This is a genomic window from Enterococcus sp. AZ104 (genome assembly GCF_050546705.1).
In the GTDB taxonomy this organism is placed as follows: domain Bacteria; phylum Bacillota; class Bacilli; order Lactobacillales; family Enterococcaceae; genus Enterococcus; species Enterococcus faecalis.
Window position 1 is genome coordinate 1,952,711 of record NZ_CP172952.1, and the last position, 24,760, is coordinate 1,977,470.

Here is a 24,760-nt window from a genome sequence, read left to right on the forward strand (position 1 = left end):
CTCGTTTCTCTTGTTTATCCTATCATGTTACTTCTGGAAATACTAGTCTTGTTCTTTAACAAATTTGGCTTTAGAAAGCCCTTGCCAAGGTAACCATTGATAATAAATCATTCCTTGAAGATCGGTCCGATAATAATTTATTTTTTGCTCCTCCAGCGTCGCTAATGTCTCCTGATGAGGATGTTTAAAACGATTATTCAGTCCAGCTGAAATCAATGCTTCTCGCGGATTAAGCTGTTTGATAAATCTTTTAGTAGACGACGTTTTACTACCATGATGACCGACTTTCAAGATGTCGATTTTCAACTGGGGATAGCGAGCCAACACTTGTTCTTCTCCTTCGGCTTCCAAGTCACCAGTAAATAAAAAATGCCGTCCGCCTAATTGTGTGGAAAACACTATCGAGTCATTATTGCCCCCAATACTGCTCTTATTGGGCGATAAAATTTGAAGAGAAATGGGCCCATTAATTCGCTTGGGCGCTAAAATTGGCCGACAGTCTGTTCCGCTTTTTTGGAGTTGTTTCAAGACTTGGCGAAACGAAAAATTGGCTTCAGCTGCTCCTTTAGGGAAATAAAGAACAGAAATTGGAACCTTCTGCGCAATGGCTAATAAATCGCCAAAATGGTCTTCATGTGCGTGTGTGATGATCACTTCATCTAAACGTTTGACTCCTTGACTTTTGAGAAAAGGAATCACTGAATATTCTGCTCCTGATCGACTATTTTTCCGTTGCCGCCAAGCTTCTTTGCCAAAAGACAACCGCCCCCCTGTATCGATCAGTGTATTTTTTCTGTGAAAAGGCGCTTGGATAAACAAACTATCCCCTTGGCCTACATCGATCATTGCAACAATGCCAATTGGCGAAAGGTATTTACTATTTATCAAAACAATTAGTAGTCCGATTGAGAAAAAAATTTTTTTAGACTTGTCTGCTGAATAAATCATTGAAAGTCCGATTAGTAATAACAAACTAATTTGTATCCAAGAATTTAAATAGCCGATGGTCAGCTTCGGATTTAAGTGAACTAGCACCCACTCAAATAAGCCATTCATTGTTAAAAATAGTGGTTCGAGCAAGGCTGCTAAATAACGTGCTGGCATAATAATCACTAGAAAAAAGCTCAACGTCAAAAGCGGTAACAAGAACCGTTCAAAAATTGGTAACAAGAGAAATGTTAAGAAACTTCCTAACAAGGGCCATTCATAAAATGATTGGACTAAAATAGGTAAGGAAGCCACAGCCAATAGGAAAGAGCCTAAACAATTTTTAATAAAAGGCGAAGAATAACCAACCAATGTTTGCTCTAAAAACAGCAGAACAAAGGAAAGTAAGTAACTAAATTGACCGCCGACTGAAAAAAAGAGGGTTGGCTGAACAATCAAGTGCACTAAGAGAGTTAAACTCCAACAATCGAGGGCCGGTACCTGCCAATTAAACCGTCGATTGAACGTATTGAGGTTTGTTTGTAAAAGCGCCCGCATGACACTGACTGAGAATCCTGTTAAACCAGCATATATCAGTGAAAAACCGCATTGCCACAAAAAATAACTTTCTTGCGTTCGGCGAGCAATTCTTAGCATTAGCAAGCGAAATAAACGAAGGAAAAAAGAAACATGCATCCCTGACAAACTAAAAAGATGCAAAATGCCTAATGCTGAAAATTTATCGCTTATTTCAGCAAATTCTTCATTACGAAAACCTAATAGCAACGCATTCATATACATTGCACTAGTCTCAGCAAAATTTTTCTGAATATGTACCATCGCCCACTTCCGCCAGCCGCTAATGATTTCTTTAAACCGCCAAGAAAAAGAGGAACGCGGTTGTCCTATCTCCTCAATGAATAAAATAGCTTCGATTCCTTGATTCTTTAAAAATAGTTGATAATTGAAGCCATTTTTGTTGGTTTGACCTTGGGGCGAGTCTAAAATACCTACAGCGGTTGCCTGAATGGTTGTGGTTAGTTGTTGCCATTGCTGTTTTTCTTTCACACTTTTTAATTGATAAAATGCCATCACTTTCTGTCTTTTGCCTTTTACGATCCAATTGGCAGGAAATTTTACTTGATCACCATCTACTTGTATTTCATCTGGTAATATCGTTAGCTGTCCTGACAAGCGGACTTCTTTAGGCAACAAAGAGACTGGCTTTAACCACTGGAAAATCAATATGCCCCCTACTATTAAAAAACTGCACAAAAAACCTCCCAATATAACAGGAAAACTTTTTGTACAGACAATACGGATAACAGTGATAGAAAAAAGAAGAGCTCCTAATAGACTAGGTGCGAAAAAACACCACAGCCCACAACTAGTCAGCAGAGCTATGAAGAACCAATTATTCCTCAGCTGAGGAAGGATTGTCCTCAAGTGTGGCAAATTCTTCTCCCCATTGTAATTCGGCAAAATATTTTGGTACTAAAGTCACTTTTTCAACCGTGGCTCCTACTTGTTCAATTAAATTTAGGGCGTACGCATCATTACGGTAATCCTTTAAATAATAAATCTTTTTAATCCCTGCTTGTAAAATCATCTTTGTACATTGCAGGCAAGGGAAATGTGTCACATAAATTTCTGCCCCTTCTGTAGGGACGCCAAACTTCGCACATTGTAAAATTGCATTCATTTCTGCGTGGATTGTTCGAACGCAATGATTATCAACAACATAGCATCCTTCATCAATACAATGCGTTCCGCCACTGACTGAACCATTGTAACCTCCTGCAATAATTCGTTTGTCGCGAACAATGGTTGCTCCGACAGTTAAACGTGTGCAAGTACTTCTTAATGATAATAAGACGCTTTGTCCCATAAAATATTGGTCCCATGGAATTCGTTCCATAATAAACCTCCTTTATTTTTAATGACTCCTGTGTTCGATTTGCCAAATCATTTAATCTTATTACAAATAGTATGTTATCCGCATCCCATAGTCAAGAATTCTCAGGAATTTTCTGTTAAAAGTTAGCCAGTCACTGTCAACATGTCTTTTAAACGTTCTACTGTTTTCTCTCCAATACCTGGAACATTTTTCAGTTCCTCGACGGTTTTAAACGGTCCTTGTTCGTCACGAAAACGAATAATCTCTTGTGCTTTTTTCGCACCGATTCCTGAAATCGTTTGTAGCTCTGCTTCTGTTGCCGTATTAAGGTTGATTTTTTCCTCCTGATTTTGCTGAGAAGGTGCTGATTCCTGCAGCGTTTCTAATGACTGTGCCACTGCTTCTCCTTTTTTGGGCACGTAAATAATCATTTGATCTTTTACTTTTTGAGCGTAATTGACCTGGGCAGTATCAGCTTCCTCGCTCACACCTCCAGCTAAAGCTAAAGCATCCCAAATCCGCTGCTGATTTTTTAGTTGATAGATTCCTGGTACTTTCACTGCGCCTTTAATATCAACATAGATCATTGTTTCTGCCCTTTCTTTTGTGGCATCTGTGGCGACCTCTGCCGTAGTGGTCAGACTTGTCTCCTCCCACATTGTGGTGTCTACTCGTGGCTCCTTATTAACCATCAAATAAATGCCCACTAATAGAGTTATCAAAATAACTATAGACGCGCCACTACCTAGCAATAGCCACTTTTTGGGTAACTGTTTCAACCAATCCATCGTTTGTCCTCCCTTCAAAATATAATTACGCATTTTTTAACAAAAAAATGCGCCTGGACCAAAAATCACTAGTAATTTTTGGCCCAGGCACACTTTTATTTTAATTTTTCTAGATAGTTCAAGGCATCTTGAACCGTTTTTACTGGGACAATTTTCATTTTTGTCCCAATTTTTTTCGCAGCTTCTTGTGCTTCTTGATAATTCGATTTGATTTTCGGTTCAACTTTTTTCATTTCTGAAGTTATTTCATCATCGGGTGCAAAGAAAATTTCTGCACCGTTCTCACTGGCTGTTACAACTTTTTTGTCAATACCACCGATTCTACCAACGATTCCTTGACTGTTCATCGTACCTGTTCCAGCAATTTCATGACCTTTACGTAAATCTTTATGACTTAATTGTTCATAGGTCTGCAAAGTAAACATTAACCCAGCCGATGGCCCACCAATATCACCCGCTTCAATAGATACTGGGATAGAAGAATCAATTTCTGTATGATCGGTCAAACCAATACCAATCCCCGCTTTTTTATCTGTTGGCAATTCAATTAATTTGCCGGTCGCTTCTTTTGCTTTGCCATCTTGAATAAATTGAACAGTGACTTTTTGATTCACTTTTTGTGCTTTAATGTAATTCATTAATTCTTCACTGCTTTTAAAAGATTTGCCATCCACGCCTGTCACGGTATCGCCAACTTCAATTTTTCCTTTAAAACTTGAGTTGTCTTCCATCGCTAACACATAGACGCCTTTAAATTTCATCTCATATGGAACCTTCGCTAATTTTAAGGCTTGCTCAATTGCGGCGTTTTTTGAGGAATCCATATAGTATTGTTGAATTCGATTATATTCGCTATTACTACTATCTCCCATTAATTCTTTTTTTGACATGACTTCTTGAAAATCCGAAAAGTTTGCTTTTATGGCAGAAAAAATAGTGGCCGAACGAATGCCCACCGTTGTTAAATAAAAAGCACCTGACTGCGTATCTTTTTTTCCATCAACAGTTACAAACTCTTTTAAATTTTCTGTCGTTCCTGGTCCTTCAATATAATAAGGAATTGGGACGATAAACAAACCAATTAGCAGCAATGCCAATACCATTGGAATGAGTGATTTAAACGAAAATTTTTCTGTTTTTTTATTCATAATTTTAGCTCCAGTCATTCTTCTTTTGTTTTAACGCATGATAAATATTGGGAGGAAGATAGTCAGACACATCGCCCCCAAAACGTAAAACTTCTTTTAGTAAACTGGAACTTACATGTGCATATGGTTCTTCTGCTAATAGAAAAACCGTTTCAATTTCTGGCACCAGATGTTGATTCATTTTAGCAATGTCTTTCTCGTACTCGTAGTCTTTGACGTTTCTAATGCCACGAATCAAAAAATTAGCCCCTAATGATTTTGCACTTTCCACAGTTAACTGGGTTTCTTGCATAATAACACGCACATTTGGCATTTCTTTAGTTGCTTCTTCAATTAAATATTTTTTCTCTTCTGGCGTAAATAATGTTTGCTTACTTGTATTTATAAAAACGCCAATAATGACTTCGTCAAATAACTTCGCACTGCGTTCAATCAAATTTAAATGACCATTTGTCATCGGATCAAAACTTCCGGGAAATAGAGCAATTTTACGCATCTTACGCCTCCTGACGATAAATCGTTACTTGAGTGATTCCGTAAACGGTTTCTCTTGTTTTTTCTAGTGTACCAATCGTTTCCGGTAATTTGACAGTTTTATCTGTTTCACAAACGATAACGGCTTCGTTTGTTAATAACTGCCGTTCTAACATCTTTTCTAATTGTGAAACAATTTCTTGTTTGGCATAGGGCGGATCCAATAAGACCAAATCAAATTGTAGCTTCTCTTCATAAAACTGTTCTAAGGCACGATTAGCATCCATTTTTCTAACTTCAAATTTTTCTGGTTCTTTTGTAATCGCAATATTTTCTTTAATTACTTTTAGTGCAGCAAAATTCTTTTCAATACAAATACTTTTGTCCATTCCACGAGAAACGGCTTCAATCGCTAACCCGCCACTTCCTGAATATAAATCCAGCGCCATTCCACCATCGAAATATGGACCAATCATATTAAAAATAGATTCTTTTACTTTATCTGTTGTAGGCCTAGTATTGTCGCCATCTAACGCTTTCAGGCGCCGGCCACCATATTCTCCAGAAATAACACGCATTGTTTCGACTCCTTTATCAATCATTCTTTTATAATTCATTATAACAAAAAGAGTGAAAAATGTTTGAAATTTCTCATAACATTTCTCACTCTTTTGCATTAGACATTCTCTGCTAAGCGAATCTCTGTAGATAATTCCTCTACTACATAGCCGTCGTCTTCTTGTTCTTGATAAGCCGCTTTGGTACCAATTTTTTCAGCAAAATTCATTTCGACATCTGGTCGATACGATTTATCGACACTACGAACAAAATGTAACTGATTAATTTTTTCCATGTTACTTTCAATATTTTCTTCATTCATGTAAATCACCACATATTTCATTTTTCGTGAAACATAGTGAATCAGTCCATATCGGCGTAACTGTTTTAACGGTTTTAATGTGTATACCCAAACAATTAGGCAACGACGCTCTTGAAGCGTAAATTCTTTTTCTTCTTTAGCTTGCATGGCAGCTTCCTCCACAACCTGAATGTTTCTTTCCTCGTTCAAAGAAAGGATTTCCAGCATCTACTTTAATATCTTCAGAAATTAGTTGCGCAATCTTTAAACCAATTGTATCTAGCAACGTTTGAACGTTTGTCTCAGCAAAACGATAATTTGCAACGATTTCATTTAAATCAAGCGCCCGCTTCGCTTTACGTAGGGCTCGTTGTTTCTCCCGAAAATCGGGTGCATGAATTCCATAAGCCTCTACTCGTTCAAAGGCTGACTTAGCTTCTAAAAATGCTTTTTGTAACTGAGCAACTTCCGCCGAAGCATACATAGCTTTTTTTGTTTCTTTATAGTTTTGAACAGCATCACTTTCTAAAAGTGCTGAAATTAAACATTCTGTTTGATCTTCAATTGCAAATAAATGTTCTGTTACAATCATAACTTTTCACTACTCTCCGTGATTTGCCTATTTTCTGGTCGTTTCTCTAATAAGACTAACACACCTTCATTGGAAAAGGCAACGCCCAATTCTGTCGTTTCTGACTCAGCAAAATAGCTATCATATTGCGGGTCCGAAAACCATGACAAAATAGTAAAGGTACTATCATAAACAGGTTCTTGGAAAATACCTGCTGGTTCTCTCAACGAAAGTTTGCTCGTTTTAACTAATAAAGAAAATTCGTCCTTAGTCAAATGAAAGGGATGAATGGCTGTATGTTCCTCTCTCGTTTGTAACAATTCTGCTTGTCGATTTGCCGACAAAATTGTTGGTGTATGGTTAGCCATCGTTTGATACAATGTTTGGGCATCTTTTTGGCTTTGTGTAGAAACTGAAAAAGCAACTTGACTTTCTTGCTGTTTAACCAGATTCATGACATAAATCGCTTGGTTACTTTGAACAGGATCGAAGGTCATTGACTGCGTTATATCAACTGGCAAAGGAGAACCTTCATTTAATTGATACGGCATTTCCGTGAGCAACGTTTCTTTATTGACATAATTAACTGCCATTAAACCGCCTGTCCGCTGATTAAAAAATAACACCGCAAAACTGCCATTATCAAAAGCAACCAGTGGTCGATAGTTCATATCTTCTTCCATCAGCTCGACATCGTAAGCTTCATGATGAAAATTAAATGCAAAATTCGAATAAATCGTCATTAAATCAGACAAGTCAGCAAGCTTCATATCTATTTTAAACGGTTCTATCATTTTGTCATTGTTAAAGGCCTTAATTGCGATGACTTTATTTTCTCGAACGTTGACTTCTAAGTAATCATTCATCGTCAAACCGAACGTCCATAATTCATACGTACGACCTGTTTTAATTTTTTCTTTAGGATTGCCAAACTGGCGGATAAAGATTTCCACATCTTTCCCTATGTATGCTGCGTAGCCAGAAGCTGGCAATTCTTCATGAGGAACAGCGGTGTGAGCGCTGGATAAGCGCCCACTTTGAGCTGTTTCGGTTGGTTTTTCAGCAGGGAAAAAAACTGGCTCTAAATATCCAATGAGTAGAACTGTTAAAAAAACAGCAGTAAAGGCCCAAAATCGCTTCATTTTTTCCCCTCTCATCTTATTTTTCTTTCACTTCTAATAACAAATCACCTGAGCTGATTGCTTCGCCTTCTTCAACATAAATGTGATCTACCGTGCCCGCAAAACGTGCTTCGATAGTCGTTTCCATTTTCATGGCTTCTGTAATCAGCAACGGCTGACCTTTTTCTACTTTATCGCCACGTTTGACCAATACTTGTAGAACAGAACCAGACATCGTTGCGCCGATTTGTTCTTTATTAGTTGGTTCCGCCTTTTGTTTTACTTGAACAGCAGACTTAATAGAGGCATCTTTAACTAAAACCTCACGACGTTGCCCATTCAAATTGAAGAACAAGACACGGTTTCCGTCAATATCAGGTTCGCCAATTTCATCTAAACGAATAATTAACGTTTTTCCTCGTTCAATTTGAACTTCCAATGTCTCTCCTTGACGAATACCTTTAAAGAATGTTGGCGTATCTAATAAGGTTATATCTCCAAAGGTTTCGTATTTTTGACGATACTCTAAAAATACTTGTGGATACATTAAATAACTTAAAACTTCTTCCAATTTAGGTTGATACCCAATTTTTTCGGCTAATTCTTCTTGTACTTTCGCAAAATCAACAGGTGCTGCTAAGTCACCTGGCCGCTCTGTGAAGGCTGGTCGACCTTTTAGAATAATTCGTTGCAGCTCTTTCGGGAACCCACCAACTGGTTGACCTAAATCACCTTGGAAAAAAGTCACAACTGATTCAGGAAAACTTAGTTCTTCACCACGCGCATAAACATCTTGTTCTGTCAGATTATTTTGAACCATGAAGAGTGCCATGTCTCCCACGACTTTTGAAGATGGCGTCACTTTTACAATATCGCCAAACATCAAATTCACTGTGTGATATATTTTTTTGATTTCATCCCAACGGTGCCCTAAGCCTACCGCTTTTGCTTGCTGCTGTAGATTAGAGTATTGCCCACCAGGCATTTCATGCATATAGACTTCTGTTTGCGGGGCATTTAACCCATTTTCAAATGGTTGATAATACATGCGCACATCTTCCCAATAATGATTGATTTTCTGTGCATTATCAATGTTAATAGTTGGCGTCCGTTCACCATTGACTAAAGCATAATATAGACTGTTCATACTTGGCTGGCTAGTTGCGCCACTCATCGCACTCATTGCGACGTCAACAATATCAACGCCCGCTTTAGTAGCTGCTGAATATGTGATGATCCCATTGCCACTAGTGTCGTGAGTGTGGAGATGAATTGGTAAATCCGTGGCTGCCTTTAATTCACTAATTAAACGATAAGCAGCTTGTGGTTTCAATAAGCCAGCCATATCTTTAATCGCAATGATTTGTGCACCTAAATTTTCCAATTCTTTAGCCATATCAAGGTAATATTGAACATTATATTTTGCTCGGGCTGGATCATTGATGTCCCCAGTATAACAAATTGCTGCTTCCGCAATTTTTCCGGTATCCCGAACGACTTGAATACTTTTTTCCATTTGAGGAATCCAGTTTAAGCTATCAAAAATTCGGAAAACATCGACTCCTTGGCGAGCGGATTCTTTAATAAATTCTTCAATAACATTATCAGGATAATTTTGATAGCCTACCGCATTAGATCCTCTGAACAGCATTTGTAAAAGTGTGTTTGGCATCAACTGACGAATTTTTCTTAAACGTTGCCATGGGTCTTCGGTTAAGAAGCGATAGGCAACATCGAACGTAGCGCCACCCCACATTTCACTAGAAAACAGCTCAGGCAGGGCTGCATCAGTTAGACCAGCAATTGCTTTAAAATCTTGTGTTCTCACACGAGTAGCTAATAAACTTTGGTGCGCATCACGGAACGTGGTATCTGTCATTAACACACTTTCTTGATTCTTAACCCAATCGATGACGGCGGTTGCTCCTTGAGCGTCTAGAATATTTTTAGCTGTAATCACTTTTTCTGGAACTTCAATATCTGTCGGCACGCGCGGGGCTTCAAAATATTTTTTCTCCGTTCTTTCAATGCCAGGGAACCCATTGACCGTTACTTCTCCAATGTATTTCATCGTTTTATTGCCACGATCGCGCATACGAGGAAATTCAAATAATTCAGGTGTATTATCAATAAAGGTTGTTTTGGCTTCGCCAGATTGAAACGCTGGATAGCTCACAACATTTTGTAAAAACGGAATATTTGTTTTCACGCCACGAATCCGAAATTCTTTTAAGCAGCGTTGCATTTTACTGATTGCCTGTTCAAAAGAGAAACCATGCGTACAGACTTTAACCAATAAAGAATCAAAGTAGGGAGTCACAGCGTAGCCAGAATAAGCATTCCCTACATCTAAACGCACACCAAAACCACCTGGTGAACGATACGTATCGATTTTCCCTGTGTCTGGCATAAACTGGTTCAGGGGATCTTCAGTCGTAATCCGACATTGAATAGCCGCGCCTTTTAATGTCAATTCGTTTTGTTTTGGCAAATGCATATCTTTATGCAAATCAAGCCCTTGCGCAATTTGTAATTGAGAGATCACAATATCAATATCTGTAATCATTTCTGTGATAGTATGTTCTACCTGAACACGAGGATTCACTTCAATAAAATAAAACTGATCCCCTTCTACTAAAAACTCAACCGTTCCCGCATTCACGTAGCCGACATGTGCCATTAACTGCACAGCAGCCGAACAAATGGCTGCTCGTTGTTCTTCATTCATTGATACACATGGTGCGACTTCTACCACTTTTTGGTGGCGCCGTTGAACGGAACAATCACGTTCAAATAAATGCAAGACGTTCCCATGATGATCGCCTAAAATTTGTACTTCGATATGTTTAGGATTAGAAATATACTTTTCAACATAAACCTCGTCAGAACCAAAGGCTGCTTTCGCTTCACTTTTTGCTCTTTCGTAACCTTCTCGTGCTTCTTTGGCATCGTGGGCAACGCGCATCCCGCGACCGCCGCCACCTAAAGCAGCTTTAATCATGATAGGAAAGCCATGTGTTTCACCAAAAGCTACAACCTCTTCCACCGTTGCTACTGGCCCGTCTGAGCCTGGAATCGAAGCAATCCCCGCAGCTACAGCTGCTTCTTTCGCTTTAATTTTATCGCCAAAAATATCTAAATGATGTGTTTTAGGTCCGACAAAAATGATTCCTTCTTCTTCACAACGTTCGGCGAAGCGTAAGTTCTCTGATAAAAAGCCATAACCAGGATGAATGGCATCTGCTCCCGATTTTTTGGCAATTTGGATAATATTTTCAATGTCTAAATAGGCTTCAATTGGTTTTTTCCCCTTACCAACTAAATACGCTTCATCTGCTTTGAAACGATGAACAGAATACTCATCTTCTGCAGCATAAATCGCTACTGTACGGATATCTAATTCTGTACAAGCTCTAAAAATTCGAATCGCAATTTCGCCACGATTGGCAACTAATACCTTTTTCATAACGTCACTCCTACCATCAATTTCCTTCAAATTTATTGGTTCTGTTCTAAAGATAAATAGTACTCATTTTCTAATTTCTGACGTGTTTCATCTGCACTGATATTCAGGACAAAGGCCACAGCAATCGAAATAATCAGCAAACTATTCCCACCTTGACTCAAGAACGGGAAAGTAATTCCTGTTAATGGAATAATCCCAGTAATCCCACCAACATTAATAAAGACTTGAATTAATAACATTGTACCAATTCCAATACACATTAGTGAATTAAAAGGTTTCTTCGAGCGTACACCGACTAAAATAATTCGCGCAATCATAAACATCAACAATCCTAAAATCGCTAGACCGCCGATAATGCCTAACTCTTCTAAAGTAATCGCAAAGATAAAGTCCGTATGTGCTTCTGGTAAAAAGCCTTTTTTCTGAACACTATTCCCTAGACCTTTGCCAAACCAGCCGCCATTACTGATTGCATAATAAGAATTAGCTAACTGATGTCCTAAGTTCCGTTCATCTAAAAATGGATTTTTAAAAACAGCAAAACGATTATAAATATATTGATAACGCGCTGGGAAAATTTTTCCTTTAGACATAATTAATAACTGAATAGCCGTGATACTACCTAAAATGCCCAAGCCACCGACCAAGTAGGTATACATATAATTAATCCCACTTGCTAAAACCATCACGATGGTAATTAATGTTAGAATGGCCGCATTCCCGAAGTCAGGCTGGATTGCAACTAGAGCAATTAATACAAAAACGAGCATCAACGGGCGCCCGGCAGCTTGTTTAAATTGATCCATGCCTCCATTAATTGTCTTTTGTCGCCGTGCTAAAATATAAGACAGATACCAGACAACCATAATTTTTAAATACTCAGCTGGTTGCATAGAAAATCCACCAATCTCAATCCAACCACGTGCGCCGTTAATTTCTTTCCCGATACCAGGAATCCGAACGGCTAAAACCATAACCGTAATTACCGCAATGGCAAACATGATAAAACTTCGATTCTGAAAAACGGATGTTTTCATCTTATAAATAAAAAACATTGCAACTAACCCTACTACCCAAAAGGCAACCTGGTTAATAACGAATGAGGTAGGTGAAAAACCTTTCATTACTTGTAATGCGGATGTGGAACTATATACCATAATCAATCCCACGATACTTAAAATTAAATATGGAATAAAAATACTATAGTCTAGCAAATGCCGTTTCTTTACTTTGTTTGGCAAAGCTTAACCCTCCTTGCCAATCTCGTTTTTTTCTTGTGTTTCTTCATAAACATCTGTATATAATTGATTCAATTCGCGTTCTAAATCACTTAGTAAGCGATGTCCTTCATCATTAGTTAAAATCCCCAAACGGGTCGCATAGGTCACTTGTCTTGAAAAACCATACATTTGTGTATCCACCACTTCTTCAAATGCTTTACATTGAGAAATGCACAAACTGTTTTTTTGATTACGAATAAGCATTTTAATGCGTTCTGCATCGTCTTCTAATAATTGAATGGCAAATTTCTTTGAAATTCCTTCGTCCATTTGTACAGAACCTCCCTATCTTAATTAAATAATTATAACATAATTCTCAGTTAGATACATGATGATTTCAGAAAATTTCCTTTAAGAAATTTTCTGAAACCAAGCGATATATTAAGTAAGAAATCTCTTTATATAACAAGCTTATTTTATCACTACAACAACAAATACATTAAAAGACTTTTTTCTTATTTTCTGCTTTTAATTTTAAATAAAATAACAAACTATATCATTTTTTTGTCTCTTGATATTCTTTAATTACTTCTAAAAAGGCGGTGCCATATTTATCTAATTTATTTTGGCCGACCCCTTTTATTTGCAATAATTGAATCGTTGTTTGCGGTAATTTTTCACACATTTCTTTAAGTGTACTATCGGAAAAGACTACATATGGCGGCACGCCTGCCTCTTGAGCCATGTCCATACGTAATTCGCGTAATCGTTCAAACAAGGCATCATCCACTGCTACTTTTCGAACTTTTTGGTCTTCTTTTCGGAAGACTTTCCGTTCCCCTAAAAGCACCTGAACACCTTCTGTCGAGACTGATAACAACGGAAATTGCCCATCAGAAGGAATTAAATAACGTTCTGCTGTCAAATAATCAATCAGTTGTGTGACTTCTTTTTGCGTGCGACCTTTCATTAGTCCGTATGTTGGCAAACGATCAAAATGCCATTGATCAATTTTTTGATCTTTTGAGCCAGTCAAGACTTTACCAACTAAACCCTTACCGAAACGTTCTCCCATACGTTTTACACAAGACAAAACTTTTTGGGCATCGACCGTAATATCGACTAATTCTCGATTATCCAGACAATTCGAGCAGCGACCGCAGTCCGTCCCTTCTTCACCAAAATAGCGTAAAATATATTTTTGTAAACACATTTGTGCATTCGCATATTGTGACATTTCCCGTAATTTCAAGTACTCTTTCTGCTTATAATCAATGGTCATTTCAGATTGTTCAATAAAGTATTGTTGAATTTGCAAGTCTTGTGGAGCAAACATTAACACAGCATCACTAGGTAGACCGTCACGACCAGCTCGGCCCGCTTCTTGGTAATAAGATTCAATATTTCCTGGTACTTGTGCGTGAATGACAAAACGAACATTACTCTTATTAATCCCCATACCAAAGGCATTTGTTGCTACCATCACTTGCACTTGATCATACAAGAATGCTTCTTGATTTTCACTACGTAACTGTTCACTCATGCCCCCATGATACATCCCAGCTGCAATTTTTTTACTTTCTAATAAATGATAAATTCGTTCAACTTCCTTGCGCGTGCTTGCATAAATAATACCTGATTGTCCAGTATTCATCTTTAAATATTCCAAAAGAAAAACGTCTCTATTTTGATCTTTCACGACTTGAAAAGATAAATTTTCTCGAGCGAATCCTGTTTTGATTTCATTTTCTGATGGAATTCTTAATTGCTTGACAATATCCTCCGCTACTTGTGGCGTTGCTGTTGCTGTTAGTGCAATCACAGTTGGTTGCTGTTGAAATTGATCGATAATCTCTGCTAAACGCAAATAGCTTGGACGAAAATCATGCCCCCATTGTGAAATACAGTGTGCCTCATCTACTGCCAATAAATCAATCGGTACATGTGTCAGCATCTGTTGAAAATCATAAGATTCTAATCGCTCTGGCGCAACATACAATAGCTTGACTTCTTTGTTAACCGCTAATTGAATACGTTGATTCATTTCTTGATAGGAAATGGTACTATTGATATATGTAGCTGGAATCCCCATTAAATTCAGGGCATCTACTTGATCTTTCATTAAAGAAATTAATGGTGAAATCACCAATGTTAAATTATCCAGAAGTAAGGCTGGCAACTGATAACAAATCGATTTGCCTCCACCTGTTGGCATAATGCCTAAGACATTTTCTTGTCGCAATACATGACGAATAATCGTTTCTTGTCCTGGCCGAAAATCATCATAGCCAAATGTATCTTTTAATAATTCTTGTAATGCACTCATTTATTGCGCTCCAATCTTTGTTCTACAAGTCATTTTAACACGCTAATCTAACAGGAACAAGGTGTGTTAAAACAAGACACAATCGTGAAACACCAGTTAACGTGAAACATCAAAAAGAATGAAAAATTGTGAAAGCTTGCTATCAAAAGCTTTCAAAAATAGCGGCATTTGCTTGTTGTGGATAACGAGTAGTTATCCACACATAAAAAAATAACCTTATCTTAAAATACGCATTAATTCGTTTTTGCCATCAAAAAAACCAACTATTTTCGTAGTAAAACGAGCATAGTTGGTTTAAATGTTTATTTGTCGAAAAATTATTCAGCTTTTTTCTTTTTCTTGCTTGCTTTTTCGCGTTCGTTTTTGTTAAGAATTTGTTTTCTTAAACGGATGCTTTCTGGTGTTACTTCACAGTATTCATCTTCATTCAAGAATTCTAATGATTCTTCTAACGTTAATTTTTTCGGTTTTTTGATGACTGATGTTTGGTCTTTCGTTGCCGAACGAACGTTAGTCATTTGTTTAGCTTTTGTGATGTTCACAGTTAAATCGTTGTCGCGGTTGTTTTCCCCAACAATCATTCCTTCGTAAACTTCTGTCGTTGGTTCAACGAAAACTGTACCACGTTCTTCAATACTCATGATTGAGTAAGTCGTTGCTTTACCAGTATCGATTGAAACTAGCGCACCTTGATGACGGCCGCCAATCGTTCCTTGAATCATTGGTAAGTATTGATCGAAGGTGTGGTTCATAATACCATAACCACGAGTCATTGATAAGAATTCTGTTGAATAACCAATTAAGCCACGAGCTGGTGCTAAGAAGATTAAACGCATTTGTCCGTTACCGGCATTAATCATATCTTGCATTTCGCCTTTACGTAAACTTAGGGATTCAATCACACTACCCATGTATTCTTCAGGTGTGTCAATTTGAACACGTTCAAATGGTTCACATTTAACCCCATCAATTTCACGTTCAATAACTTCTGGACGAGAAACTTGTAATTCATAGCCTTCACGACGCATATTTTCAATTAAAATTGATAAATGCAATTCGCCACGGCCTGATACAGTCCAAGAATCTGGGCCAATTGGATCAACACGTAAAGATACGTCTGTTTGTAATTCAGCCATTAAACGTTCTTCGATTTTACGAGCGGTGATGTATTTTCCTTCACGTCCCGCAAATGGAGAATTGTTAACTAAGAAAGTCATTTGTAAGGTTGGCTCATCAATGTGTAGAATTGGTAATGCTTCTTGATTGTGAACATCTACAACTGTTTCCCCAACGAAAATGTCTTCCATTCCAGAAACGGCAATTAAATCGCCCGCTTTTGCTTCATCAATTTCCACACGTTGTAGGCCAAAGAAACCTAAAATTTTCGTTACACGGAAATTTTTCACGCTGCCATCTAATTTCATCAACGCAACTTGGTCGCCGACTTTCATTGTGCCACGGAACACACGGCCAATCCCAATACGTCCAACGTAATCGTTGTAGTCTAGTAATGAGACTTGGAATTGAAGTGGTTCGTCTGAATTGTCAACTGGAGCTGGCACATGTTCAATAATTTTATCAAAAATTGGGGCCATTGTTGGCTCTTGATCTGCTGGATCATCTGATTCACTTGAAGTTCCGTTTAAAGCAGAAGCATAAACAACTGGGAAATCTAATTGATCGTCGTCTGCACCTAATTCGATGAATAACTCTAAAACTTCATCTACTACGTGTTCAGGACGAGCAGAAGGTTTGTCAATTTTGTTAACAACCACGATTGGTGTTACTTTTTGTTCTAATGCTTTTTTCAATACGAAACGTGTTTGAGGCATTGTTCCTTCATACGCATCGACAACTAAAACAACACCGTCTACCATTTTCATGATACGTTCTACTTCACCACCGAAGTCCGCGTGTCCTGGTGTATCTAGAATGTTGATACGTGTACCGTTATAATCTACGGCTGTATTTTTTGCTAAGATAGTAATTCCACGTTCACTTTCAAGTGCATTGGAATCCATTGCACGTTCTTGTAATTGTGTGTGTCCATCTAAAGTGTCAGATTGTTTTAAAAGTTCATCTACTAAGGTTGTTTTACCATGGTCAACGTGGGCGATAATTGCCACGTTACGAATATCATCTCTGTATTTCAATTTAATTGCTCCTTATCTATATACGCTTATGTTACTTAAGTCCATAAAAGCCGACTGCTTATTATAGCAAACTTTTTTCATTAAAAAAAGGCTTTCGCCTGCAAAAATAATGAAAGTTTTAGAAATTATTCGGCTTTTTCTGAAAACAAGGACATTTTTTTACAAATTTTTCTCTTTTAAAAGAGGAAGAGCCTTACCTTTCAGCAACGCTCTTCTTTGATTATTCCGATTCATTTAAATATCGGGTAAATACTTCATCATAGGTTTCAGGAGTTGCTGCAATAAAGTATTCACGACCCGCAAAAGTTAATGGTTTTCCTGTAATACCAGAGTATTTAAACCCAAATTCTTCCAAAAGTACTAAGCCTGCTGCATAATCCCAAGGACTTAGATTAGATAAATAGCCATGATGGTTGCCTTTTAACATAGCAATAATTTCCAAACCTGCACAACCGCTAATACGCACGCCCATGCTTGCTTGTCCGATTTCCGTTGCGTGATGAATATTTTTTCCATGCATGTAAGCATTCATGCCCCATAATCCATCTGCCAAGGCTTTCATAGTAGGCGCTTTTAATAATTGATTATTCCGATAAACGCCAAGCCCTTTGCCGCCCCAATAAAGTTCTTCTCGCACCACATCATAGATAAAACCTAATTTACCAATGCCGTCTTCATAAACAGCTAACATAATACAAAAATTTTCTCTTTCCATCACGAAATTCATTGTGCCATCAATCGGATCGATGATCCACACGCGACCAGCAAAACTTTTTAAAGTATTGTAGCCTTTTTCTTCCCCTAAAATTTGATCTTCGGGAAAATTTGTTTGAATTTTATTCATTAAAAATTCTTGGGTTTGTTCATCCATATTTGTCACTAAATCGGTGCGGCCATTTTTCTGTTGAACGGTTAACTCTGATTCCAAGTTCATTCGAATCACATCGGCTGCTTCAAAAAGCCAACTTTGAATTGTTTGAATAAATTTTTGCGTTTCAGTCATCTAATCATCCCCCAGCTTTAATTTGCCGCTTCCCTGTTTTTTAGCTTGTTGAAGCGTACGATATAACGAATATCCTGAAGCATTTTCAAATTCACGACCTAAGCGTTTTTCTTCGCCGATACTTTTAACGACCGTTTTAAATTGTTGATAAGTTGTTAAAAATTTGTCAACAGGTAAGCCTGTTTCGTTGGCTTGCTCAACTGCTGTCCACATATTTGTGACAATCACCATTTCCTCCGTCGTCCAATCTAAATCTAATGGATATTGATAGTCTTTCATGTCTTCACCTCATCTTCTCTAGTTTAGCATATTTTCATAAAAAAACATCTTATTTACGTCGATTTTTTAATGCATTAAAGAGAGGATATTCTGCTGTTCCTTTGCGATACAAACTTTGTTGTGAAGCATAAATACCGCTATTTCCTGAACACATAAAACTGATTAAGCAGACCATGAAAAAATAGACCGCCGCTTCACTACCAAATAGTTCAATGCCCATAATGAAACAAGCAATCGGCGTATTCGTGGCGCCAGAAAAAACACCAATAAATCCTAAACCTGCTAAAAAAGGAATTGACAGATGTAACAAAGGGGCCAAAGAACTCCCTAACGTAGCCCCAATTTCAAACAATGGCGTCACTTCTCCTCCTTGGAATCCGGCGCCCAAGGATAACACCGTAAAGAATAATTTCCCAACAAAATCAAAAGGCTGCGCATTACCTGCAAAAGCATCTTCTAGTAAAGGTAAACTCAAGCCTAAATAACGTTGGTTGTTTAAGACGAGCACAAACAGAACGACAATGGCAGCGCCAAGAAACGCACGAAGGTAGACATTAGCAAACCAATTTGCATAGGTCTTTTTTAAAAAGACAATGGAACGACTAAAAACCCAACCTGCCAAACCAAAACAAATCGATGCCAAAAATAATTTTACAAATAGTTCAACCGACCAAGTCGGAATTTTGCCCATCGGATAATGCGTATGTGTTACACCAAAACTTTCAGTTACAAAATTAGCAAATAAGCCTGCAAAAAAACTTGGGAAAAGTGCCTCTGCACGAACTTTTCCAATCGCCAAAACTTCTAATCCGAAAACCGTTCCCGCTAATGGTGTGCCAAAAACAGAACTAAAACCTGCACTAATTCCGCTAATAATAATTACTTGTCGTTCCAAAGCGGACAGTTTAAAGACTTTTCCTACAGCATTTGCGATTGCGCCCCCCATTTGCACCGCCGTCCCTTCACGACCAACAGAACCACCAAATAAGTGCGTAGTAATCGTGCCAAACAATGTTAAAGGAATTAAGCGCAAGGGAATATCTTCTTCCCCGCCATTGCCTTGTTCAATCACTAAGTTATTTCCTCGGCTAGCATTTTTCCCAAAACGCGTATAGAAATACGTAAAAACGACACCGCTAATGGGGAGGATAAAGAGTAACCAAGGATTTGCTAAACGAACATCTGTTACATAGGTAAGACTCTTTAAGAAAAAGGCGGATAACGCCCCCATAAATAAACCAATAATTGCGGTAATGAGCAACCATTTTGCCATATAACCGCTGATTGATAGTAGTTGCTTTGTTTCTTTTTTCACTTTACATGCTCCTTTACAATTTTCTTATCGCCAATCCTAGCGTACAGAAAAAGCCTACCAAAGGGTACACTTCTCCCGTTTGGTAGGCGTCATTAATTTATTCGTCCAATAAATAGTTCGTGGTGAACACCATCACCATGTTGCTATTAAACTATTAAAAATAATACCACGCAACTCTGGAAAGTGCAATAGAAGAATAACTCATTACCTGTAACAATCTCCACGTGTCTTTTTAGACACTATCTCATTAAAAAAAATAACCATGATTTCTTCGCTTTCCAGATCTAACAACTTAGAAATCAATTTAATATCTGAAGCTTTAAATACAACCTCTCCTTTTAATTTCTTATAAATTGTTGAAGCTGAGATTGGTTGACCTGCAGCGGTCATTTCACTTGCTAACCATTCAACATTTTTCCCTTTTAATTTCAATTTTGAATGAATTAAATTTGATTCCATTTTACTCCCCCTTTTCACCCCTTTTAGTGTCTTATTAGACACTTGGAGTATATCATTTTGTGAAAAAACCGTCAATATATGCCGATTCAATAGTTATTTATCACTCTATGTATAGAGTAAAACATGTTTCTTTTGCGACACTTTTTGTGCTAGAATGTTTTTACGGAGGTGGTTTTTTTGAAAGAGAATTTTTTAAAGCAAAAACGGATGGAGAAAAATCTTACATTAGAACAAGTTGGAAATTTTGTTGGTGTTGGAAAAAGTACCGTCAGGAAATGGGAAACTGGAATGATTGAAAATATGGGGAGGGATAAAATTGTCGCCTTATCTAAAGTTTTAGATGTATCACCTCTTGAAATCTTAGGTATTCCTGAAACGGAAGAAACGCCATTTGTTGTCCCAACCAATATTATGAACATATACAAACAGTTAACAACTGAAAATCAAGAAGCAGTCTTTCGATACGCTCAAAAGAAATTAACAGAACAAAATTACTTTTAATATTTATTTTAAATAGATGAATGCTAGACTTTTTAGTCAACGTCAAACAAAAAAAGCTTATCCGTAAGGATAAGCTTTTTTTAGATTGACTGTTGACCAAAATACTGACGCCATTTGGTTTTCATGGCTGTCGTCATCGGCAACGCCGCTTCTTTGACAGCACAATATTTGTCAACAAAGGTTACAATGTAACTTTCTTTGTATTTTGGTGGTGCAATAGTTGCGCCCCACATATGTTTAATAATAATGTCTCGTTCTAAATCAGACAACTCTGTAATTTTTTCAGCATTTTTGGCTGCAATTCGTGGATGAACATAGGCATGAGAGCCTTCGTCAAACTTTGTTGTGCGCCAATCATAGTAAAACAAATCATGCAATAAACCAGCACGAGCTGTTGCACGAGCATTGCCGTTCCAACGCTTTGCTAATTTATAGCTATGATAGGAAACACTAATTGAATGTTCTAAACGAGTTGAATGCATATGTTGTGTGTATTCTGCTAATTTTTGGACTTCTTCGGTTGCTAATAAATCTTCTACATAAGAAAGATATTCTTCGTCTTCACGCCATTTTTCTGTCATATAATTGGGTGCCACCTTTTCTAATCCTTTTATAACTTGACTCGAGTATAGCACCCCAGCTATTTAATTACTATGAATTTCTCAATCTGTAACTTAACTTTAATATTTGCTTAATAAGTTTAGCGTTCAACGCAGTAAAATTTTCACAAAAACTTCTACATTTCTTCTGGTGCATGTAACCCTAGTAAACGTAAATCTTCTTTTAGAACAGTAGCTACTGCATAAACTAACGCTAAGCGTGCCTCTTTTTGAGCATCTTCATCCAAAATCCGAACATGGGCATAATATTTATTGAACGCTTGTGCTAAATGAATGCTATGTTTCGCAATAACAGATGGTTCATATTTTTCAGCAGCTTGCATCACAGTTTCAGGGAATTTTTGTAACAACTTCACGACTTCCCAGCTATCCTTGTCATTTAGTGCATAACGTTGTGTGGCGTCTGGTGTAAAGTTTGCTTTACGTAAAATACTCATCGCACGAGCATGTGTATATTGAACATATGGCCCAGTTTCTCCTTCAAAACGAACAACTTCATCTAATACAAAATCGAAATTATTTAGACGATCATTTTTAAGGTCATGGAAAATAACTGCACCTACACCTACTTGTTTCGCCACTTCTTCACGATTTGCTAAGTCTGGATTTTTCTCGTTAATTTGATTTCCTGCTAAAGTAACAGCTTCATTCAATACTTCTTCTAATAAAACAATTTTCCCTTTACGTGTGGATAATTTTTTACCGCCTTGAGTAATTAAACCAAACGGAATGTGTTCCATATCATCTGACCATTCAAATCCTAGTTCTTTCAAGACTGCTTTTAATTGTTTGAAGTGATTGCTTTGTTCGTTGCCGACTACATAAAGTGATTTGGCAAAATCATACGTCCGTTTACGGTAAAGCGCAGCAGCTAAATCCCGTGTGATATATAACGTCGCACCATCTGATTTACGAATAAGTGCTGGATTTAAATTATATTCTGTCAAATCAACAATTTCTGCACCTTGATTTTCTGTTAATAAATGTTTTTCTTCTAATAAAGTAACAATTTCATCCATTTTATCATTATAAAAGGCTTCGCCATTATAAGAATCAAATTCAACTTCTAACATGGAATAGATTTTATCAAATTCTTTTAGAGACTCGCTACGGAACCATTTCCATAATTCATTAGCTTCTTGGTCTCCTTCTTCTAATTTTTTAAACCATGCACGTGCTTCGTCTTCTAATTCTGGTTTTTCTTCTGCTTCTTCATGAAATTGCACATATAAGCGCAATAATTCATTAATTGGTTGTTGGCGGACTGCTTCTTCAGAACCCCATTTTTTATAAGCTACAATTAACTTACCAAACTGTGTACCCCAGTCACCTAAGTGGTTAATCCGAATTGGCTGATACCCAATTTTTTCTAAAATAAAGGCAATTGAATTCCCGATTACCGTAGAACGTAAGTGCCCCATAGAAATTGGTTTAGCAATGTTTGGTGAAGACATATCAATAGGAACATTGCCATTATTACCAAAGGTACTGTTTCCGTAGTTGTTTTTTTCTTTGACTACTTCGCCAATAACAGCTTGACTGACTGCTTCTTTATTCATGAAGAAGTTTAAATAAGGTCCCACCACTTCAATTTTTTCAAAATTTGTGCCATCAATTTTTTCTGCTAATTCTGCTGCAATTTGTTGTGGTGCTTTACGATAAATTTTAGCTAATGAAAAGGCTGGAAAAGCCACATCTCCATGATCGACAGATTTAGGATTTTCCAATAATTGTTCGATTTGATCCATCGTTAATTCTTCATTTAAAACATCATGTAACGCTTTTGCTACGATTTCTTTGTTGTTCATAAGAACCCTCCTGATTAATTTGTAAGTATAAAAAACAAAAACGTCTCTGACAAAACAAAATAATTTGTTTTGTCAGAGACGAGAATTTACCCGCGGTACCACTCTAATTGTCTATACTACTTGGATAGACCTGCTTCATCGATAACGGTGATTGCCGTCTGCTTTCAGCAGAATTCTAAAAGTGCGCTTCCTCATTCCGATCACTCTTGGCTCCCACCTTCCCAAGATCGCTAAGCTGACGTTGAAATAAGTACTCTCTTTATCATTGAATGTCATTGTTAAACTGGCTTCATTATAGCAAATTTTTGTCTAGCTGGCTAGCCTTCTTCACTAATTGTCATAAAACTAATGCCAGGTTCTGCATTTAAGTTATACGAAGCAAAGTGATTCTTTTCAGCTTCGATAAAGGCGGCAGCGCCAATCATCGCCGCGTTATCCCCACAAAGTTTTAATGGCGGAATAAGTAATGTCACTTCTGGTAATTGTTCACTGATTGCATGTCTCATTGCTTCTCGTAATCCCTGATTCGCAGCAACGCCCCCAGCGATTAGCAATTGCTTAACAGGATATTCTTGACAAGCACGAATGGTTTTAGTCACTAATACTTCTACCACACTCGCCTGAAAACTTGCGGCTAAATCCTTTGTAGACAGTGCTTCACCACGTTGCTCTGCATTATGAACCGTGTTAATAAACGCACTTTTTAAGCCACTAAAACTAAAGTCATAGTTATCCTCTTTTAGCATCGCCCGTGGAAATTGGTAGGTATCTGTGCCTTCATGGGCCAAAGCATCAATCTCTTTGCCACTAGGATAAGGCAGCCCTAACACCCGTCCGACTTTATCATACGCTTCACCAGCTGCATCATCACGTGTTTCACCAACAATTTCGAAAGAGCCATCTTCTTTCATGTAGACCAATTCCGTATGTCCTCCACTAACGAGTAAGGCCATCAATGGAAATTCGAGCGGTGCTACAAAACGGGCAGCATAAATGTGCCCAGCCATATGATTGACTGGAATAAGTGGTAATTGGTGCGCCCAAGCAAATGCTTTTGCTGCAGAAAGTCCTATTAATAAAGCACCGACTAACCCAGGCCCATAGGTCACAGCAACGCCACTAAGCTCTTCTGGTGTGACTTTTGCTTCTGTTAATGCTTCTTCAATACAGATTGTCACTTGTTCAACATGATGACGACTCGCAACTTCTGGAACGACTCCACCAAAACGTTGATGGCTCTTAATTTGCGAAGCTACGATATTGGAAAGAATTTTGTCGCCATCTTCAATGACAGCCACACTTGTTTCATCACAGCTACTTTCCACAGCTAATAATAATTTACGTTCTTTTGTAAAAATTGTCATTGGGCTTCCTTCCTTAATTTCGCACACATTACAAAGGCATTTTCTTGAGGTTCTTTATAATAATTTTTTCGAACAGCTACTTTCCGAAAACCTGTTTTCTCATAAAGTTTTTGAGCTAATGTATTCGATTCTCTGACCTCTAAGAAAATTTGTGTAATGTCACGACTTTTAACATATTCTTTAAAAGCTTTCATTAACTGACAACCAATTCCTTGGTGTTGTTTCTGACCATTCACAACAACGTGACTAATTTCTGCTTCATCTAAAATAAAATGATAGGCAATATAACCTAACCACTGGCCATTTTCAACTAAAAAAAGATATTCGCTATTTTCCTGAGCAAAATCTTCCGCGAATTGTGTTTCTGTCCAAGGGGAGCCAGTTGTATAAGAAGAATTACTAAAACGCCATAATTCTTCACTAATATTTGCTACAGATATTTCTTTTTTTGTTACTAACAT

At 37.6% G+C, this 24,760-nt stretch carries 23 protein-coding genes, 1 riboswitch and 1 other annotated feature; of the genes, 1 reads left to right on the forward strand and 22 read right to left on the reverse strand.

The features are described 5' to 3' along the window. Positions 1-42 precede the first annotated feature (42 nt). The 18 genes from IGJ37_RS09305 to IGJ37_RS09390 form a co-directional block, all read right to left on the reverse strand. The gene (locus tag IGJ37_RS09305; protein WP_325814904.1) at positions 43-2,307 is read right to left on the reverse strand and encodes a DNA internalization-related competence protein ComEC/Rec2; all 2,265 of its coding nucleotides are present in this window, start codon (positions 2,305-2,307) and stop codon (positions 43-45) included. A gap of 34 nt (positions 2,308-2,341) precedes the next feature. Continuing rightward, entirely contained in the window at positions 2,342-2,845 is a 504-nt protein-coding gene (locus IGJ37_RS09310) for a ComE operon protein 2 (RefSeq protein WP_002356697.1), read from the reverse strand. Positions 2,846-2,967: 122 nt separating this feature from the next. Further along, positions 2,968-3,645, reverse strand: coding sequence for a helix-hairpin-helix domain-containing protein (locus IGJ37_RS09315; RefSeq protein WP_002392987.1), 678 nt, complete (start codon positions 3,643-3,645; stop codon positions 2,968-2,970). 62 nt (positions 3,646-3,707) lie between these two features. Beyond that, a complete protein-coding gene (locus tag IGJ37_RS09320) occupies positions 3,708-4,778 on the reverse strand; it encodes a SepM family pheromone-processing serine protease (protein WP_002382735.1) in 1,071 nt (356 codons plus the stop codon). Continuing rightward, positions 4,765-5,256, reverse strand: coding sequence for a pantetheine-phosphate adenylyltransferase (gene coaD / locus IGJ37_RS09325; RefSeq protein ID WP_142428957.1), 492 nt, complete (start codon positions 5,254-5,256; stop codon positions 4,765-4,767). The genes IGJ37_RS09320 and coaD overlap by 14 nt, the downstream gene beginning before the upstream one ends. 1 nt (position 5,257) lies before the next feature. Further along, positions 5,258-5,851 carry a 16S rRNA (guanine(966)-N(2))-methyltransferase RsmD gene (gene rsmD, locus IGJ37_RS09330; protein ID WP_002414371.1) on the reverse strand — a complete coding sequence of 198 codons (594 nt, stop codon included), beginning with the start codon at positions 5,849-5,851 and terminating at the stop codon, positions 5,258-5,260. 59 nt (positions 5,852-5,910) lie between these two features. Further along, on the reverse strand, positions 5,911-6,261 hold the full coding sequence (locus IGJ37_RS09335; RefSeq protein WP_002359714.1) for a YlbG family protein: 351 nt from the start codon (positions 6,259-6,261) through the stop codon (positions 5,911-5,913). Continuing rightward, positions 6,251-6,685 (reverse strand): YlbF family regulator, encoded by a 435-nt coding sequence (locus IGJ37_RS09340; RefSeq protein WP_002356689.1) that lies wholly within the window; start codon positions 6,683-6,685, stop codon positions 6,251-6,253. The genes IGJ37_RS09335 and IGJ37_RS09340 overlap by 11 nt, the downstream gene beginning before the upstream one ends. After that, positions 6,682-7,806, reverse strand: a complete 1,125-nt coding sequence (locus IGJ37_RS09345) for a CAP-associated domain-containing protein (RefSeq protein WP_010706552.1) — start codon at positions 7,804-7,806, stop codon at positions 6,682-6,684. The genes IGJ37_RS09340 and IGJ37_RS09345 overlap by 4 nt, the downstream gene beginning before the upstream one ends. A gap of 16 nt (positions 7,807-7,822) precedes the next feature. After that, positions 7,823-11,251, reverse strand: coding sequence for a pyruvate carboxylase (locus IGJ37_RS09350; RefSeq protein ID WP_325814891.1), 3,429 nt, complete (start codon positions 11,249-11,251; stop codon positions 7,823-7,825). A 32-nt stretch (positions 11,252-11,283) separates the two neighbouring features. Next, entirely contained in the window at positions 11,284-12,492 is a 1,209-nt protein-coding gene (locus IGJ37_RS09355; RefSeq protein ID WP_002356686.1) for an FtsW/RodA/SpoVE family cell cycle protein, read from the reverse strand. A gap of 3 nt (positions 12,493-12,495) precedes the next feature. Beyond that, positions 12,496-12,801, reverse strand: coding sequence for a YlaN family protein (locus tag IGJ37_RS09360; RefSeq protein WP_002356684.1), 306 nt, complete (start codon positions 12,799-12,801; stop codon positions 12,496-12,498). Positions 12,802-13,027: 226 nt separating this feature from the next. Continuing rightward, on the reverse strand, positions 13,028-14,797 hold the full coding sequence (gene recQ, locus IGJ37_RS09365) for a DNA helicase RecQ (protein WP_002381558.1): 1,770 nt from the start codon (positions 14,795-14,797) through the stop codon (positions 13,028-13,030). Positions 14,798-15,114: 317 nt separating this feature from the next. Next, positions 15,115-16,950: a translational GTPase TypA gene (gene typA / locus IGJ37_RS09370; RefSeq protein WP_002356682.1), complete on the reverse strand. Its 1,836-nt coding sequence runs from the start codon at positions 16,948-16,950 to the stop codon at positions 15,115-15,117. A 220-nt stretch (positions 16,951-17,170) separates the two neighbouring features. Next, positions 17,171-17,953: an inositol monophosphatase family protein gene (locus tag IGJ37_RS09375; protein ID WP_325814892.1), complete on the reverse strand. Its 783-nt coding sequence runs from the start codon at positions 17,951-17,953 to the stop codon at positions 17,171-17,173. Continuing rightward, the gene (locus IGJ37_RS09380) at positions 17,954-18,232 is read right to left on the reverse strand and encodes a UPF0223 family protein (protein ID WP_002356679.1); all 279 of its coding nucleotides are present in this window, start codon (positions 18,230-18,232) and stop codon (positions 17,954-17,956) included. Between the two features lie 49 nt (positions 18,233-18,281). After that, positions 18,282-19,547, reverse strand: coding sequence for a voltage-gated chloride channel family protein (locus IGJ37_RS09385; protein ID WP_325814893.1), 1,266 nt, complete (start codon positions 19,545-19,547; stop codon positions 18,282-18,284). A gap of 76 nt (positions 19,548-19,623) precedes the next feature. After that, positions 19,624-19,693, reverse strand: a riboswitch (Fluoride riboswitch). Between the two features lie 58 nt (positions 19,694-19,751). Further along, positions 19,752-20,081 (reverse strand): hypothetical protein, encoded by a 330-nt coding sequence (locus IGJ37_RS09390; RefSeq protein WP_325814894.1) that lies wholly within the window; start codon positions 20,079-20,081, stop codon positions 19,752-19,754. 93 nt (positions 20,082-20,174) lie between these two features. Between IGJ37_RS09390 and IGJ37_RS09395 the strand changes: the two genes are divergently transcribed. Next, a complete protein-coding gene (locus tag IGJ37_RS09395; RefSeq protein WP_002362215.1) occupies positions 20,175-20,507 on the forward strand; it encodes a helix-turn-helix domain-containing protein in 333 nt (110 codons plus the stop codon). Positions 20,508-20,587: 80 nt separating this feature from the next. Here IGJ37_RS09395 and IGJ37_RS09400 read toward each other — a convergent pair whose 3' ends face one another. The 4 genes from IGJ37_RS09400 to rimI form a co-directional block, all read right to left on the reverse strand. Continuing rightward, positions 20,588-21,088, reverse strand: a complete 501-nt coding sequence (locus IGJ37_RS09400; RefSeq protein WP_002356666.1) for an HD domain-containing protein — start codon at positions 21,086-21,088, stop codon at positions 20,588-20,590. Between the two features lie 155 nt (positions 21,089-21,243). Then, entirely contained in the window at positions 21,244-22,935 is a 1,692-nt protein-coding gene (argS, locus tag IGJ37_RS09405) for an arginine--tRNA ligase (RefSeq protein WP_002372206.1), read from the reverse strand. Positions 22,936-23,006: 71 nt separating this feature from the next. Continuing rightward, positions 23,007-23,210 (reverse strand) — a binding site (T-box leader). A gap of 42 nt (positions 23,211-23,252) precedes the next feature. After that, a complete protein-coding gene (gene tsaD / locus IGJ37_RS09410) occupies positions 23,253-24,299 on the reverse strand; it encodes a tRNA (adenosine(37)-N6)-threonylcarbamoyltransferase complex transferase subunit TsaD (RefSeq protein WP_033597280.1) in 1,047 nt (348 codons plus the stop codon). Further along, positions 24,296-24,760, reverse strand: a complete 465-nt coding sequence (gene rimI, locus IGJ37_RS09415; protein WP_128705469.1) for a ribosomal protein S18-alanine N-acetyltransferase — start codon at positions 24,758-24,760, stop codon at positions 24,296-24,298. Before rimI ends, tsaD begins: the two co-directional genes overlap by 4 nt.

Excerpts from the sequence above, each read along its gene's own strand:
- IGJ37_RS09315 (WP_002392987.1), bottom strand. The coding sequence starts at position 3,645 with ATGCGTAATTATATTTTGAAGGGAGGACAAACGATGGATTGGTTGAAA.
- IGJ37_RS09360 (WP_002356684.1), bottom strand. The coding sequence starts at position 12,801 with ATGGACGAAGGAATTTCAAAGAAATTTGCCATTCAATTATTAGAAGAC.
- argS (WP_002372206.1), bottom strand. The coding sequence starts at position 22,935 with ATGAACAACAAAGAAATCGTAGCAAAAGCGTTACATGATGTTTTAAAT.
- rimI (WP_128705469.1), bottom strand. The coding sequence starts at position 24,760 with ATGTTAGTAACAAAAAAAGAAATATCTGTAGCAAATATTAGTGAAGAA.
- IGJ37_RS09345 (WP_010706552.1), bottom strand. The coding sequence starts at position 7,806 with ATGAAGCGATTTTGGGCCTTTACTGCTGTTTTTTTAACAGTTCTACTC.
- rsmD (WP_002414371.1), bottom strand. The coding sequence starts at position 5,851 with ATGAATTATAAAAGAATGATTGATAAAGGAGTCGAAACAATGCGTGTT.
- IGJ37_RS09400 (WP_002356666.1), bottom strand. The coding sequence starts at position 21,088 with ATGACAGAAAAATGGCGTGAAGACGAAGAATATCTTTCTTATGTAGAA.
- IGJ37_RS09350 (WP_325814891.1), bottom strand. The coding sequence starts at position 11,251 with ATGAAAAAGGTATTAGTTGCCAATCGTGGCGAAATTGCGATTCGAATT.
- IGJ37_RS09320 (WP_002382735.1), bottom strand. The coding sequence starts at position 4,778 with ATGACTGGAGCTAAAATTATGAATAAAAAAACAGAAAAATTTTCGTTT.
- IGJ37_RS09380 (WP_002356679.1), bottom strand. The coding sequence starts at position 18,232 with ATGAAAGACTATCAATATCCATTAGATTTAGATTGGACGACGGAGGAA.
- tsaD (WP_033597280.1), bottom strand. The coding sequence starts at position 24,299 with ATGACAATTTTTACAAAAGAACGTAAATTATTATTAGCTGTGGAAAGT.
- IGJ37_RS09340 (WP_002356689.1), bottom strand. The coding sequence starts at position 6,685 with ATGATTGTAACAGAACATTTATTTGCAATTGAAGATCAAACAGAATGT.
- IGJ37_RS09335 (WP_002359714.1), bottom strand. The coding sequence starts at position 6,261 with ATGCAAGCTAAAGAAGAAAAAGAATTTACGCTTCAAGAGCGTCGTTGC.
- coaD (WP_142428957.1), bottom strand. The coding sequence starts at position 5,256 with ATGCGTAAAATTGCTCTATTTCCCGGAAGTTTTGATCCGATGACAAAT.
- IGJ37_RS09310 (WP_002356697.1), bottom strand. The coding sequence starts at position 2,845 with ATGGAACGAATTCCATGGGACCAATATTTTATGGGACAAAGCGTCTTA.
- IGJ37_RS09375 (WP_325814892.1), bottom strand. The coding sequence starts at position 17,953 with ATGACTGAAACGCAAAAATTTATTCAAACAATTCAAAGTTGGCTTTTT.
- recQ (WP_002381558.1), bottom strand. The coding sequence starts at position 14,797 with ATGAGTGCATTACAAGAATTATTAAAAGATACATTTGGCTATGATGAT.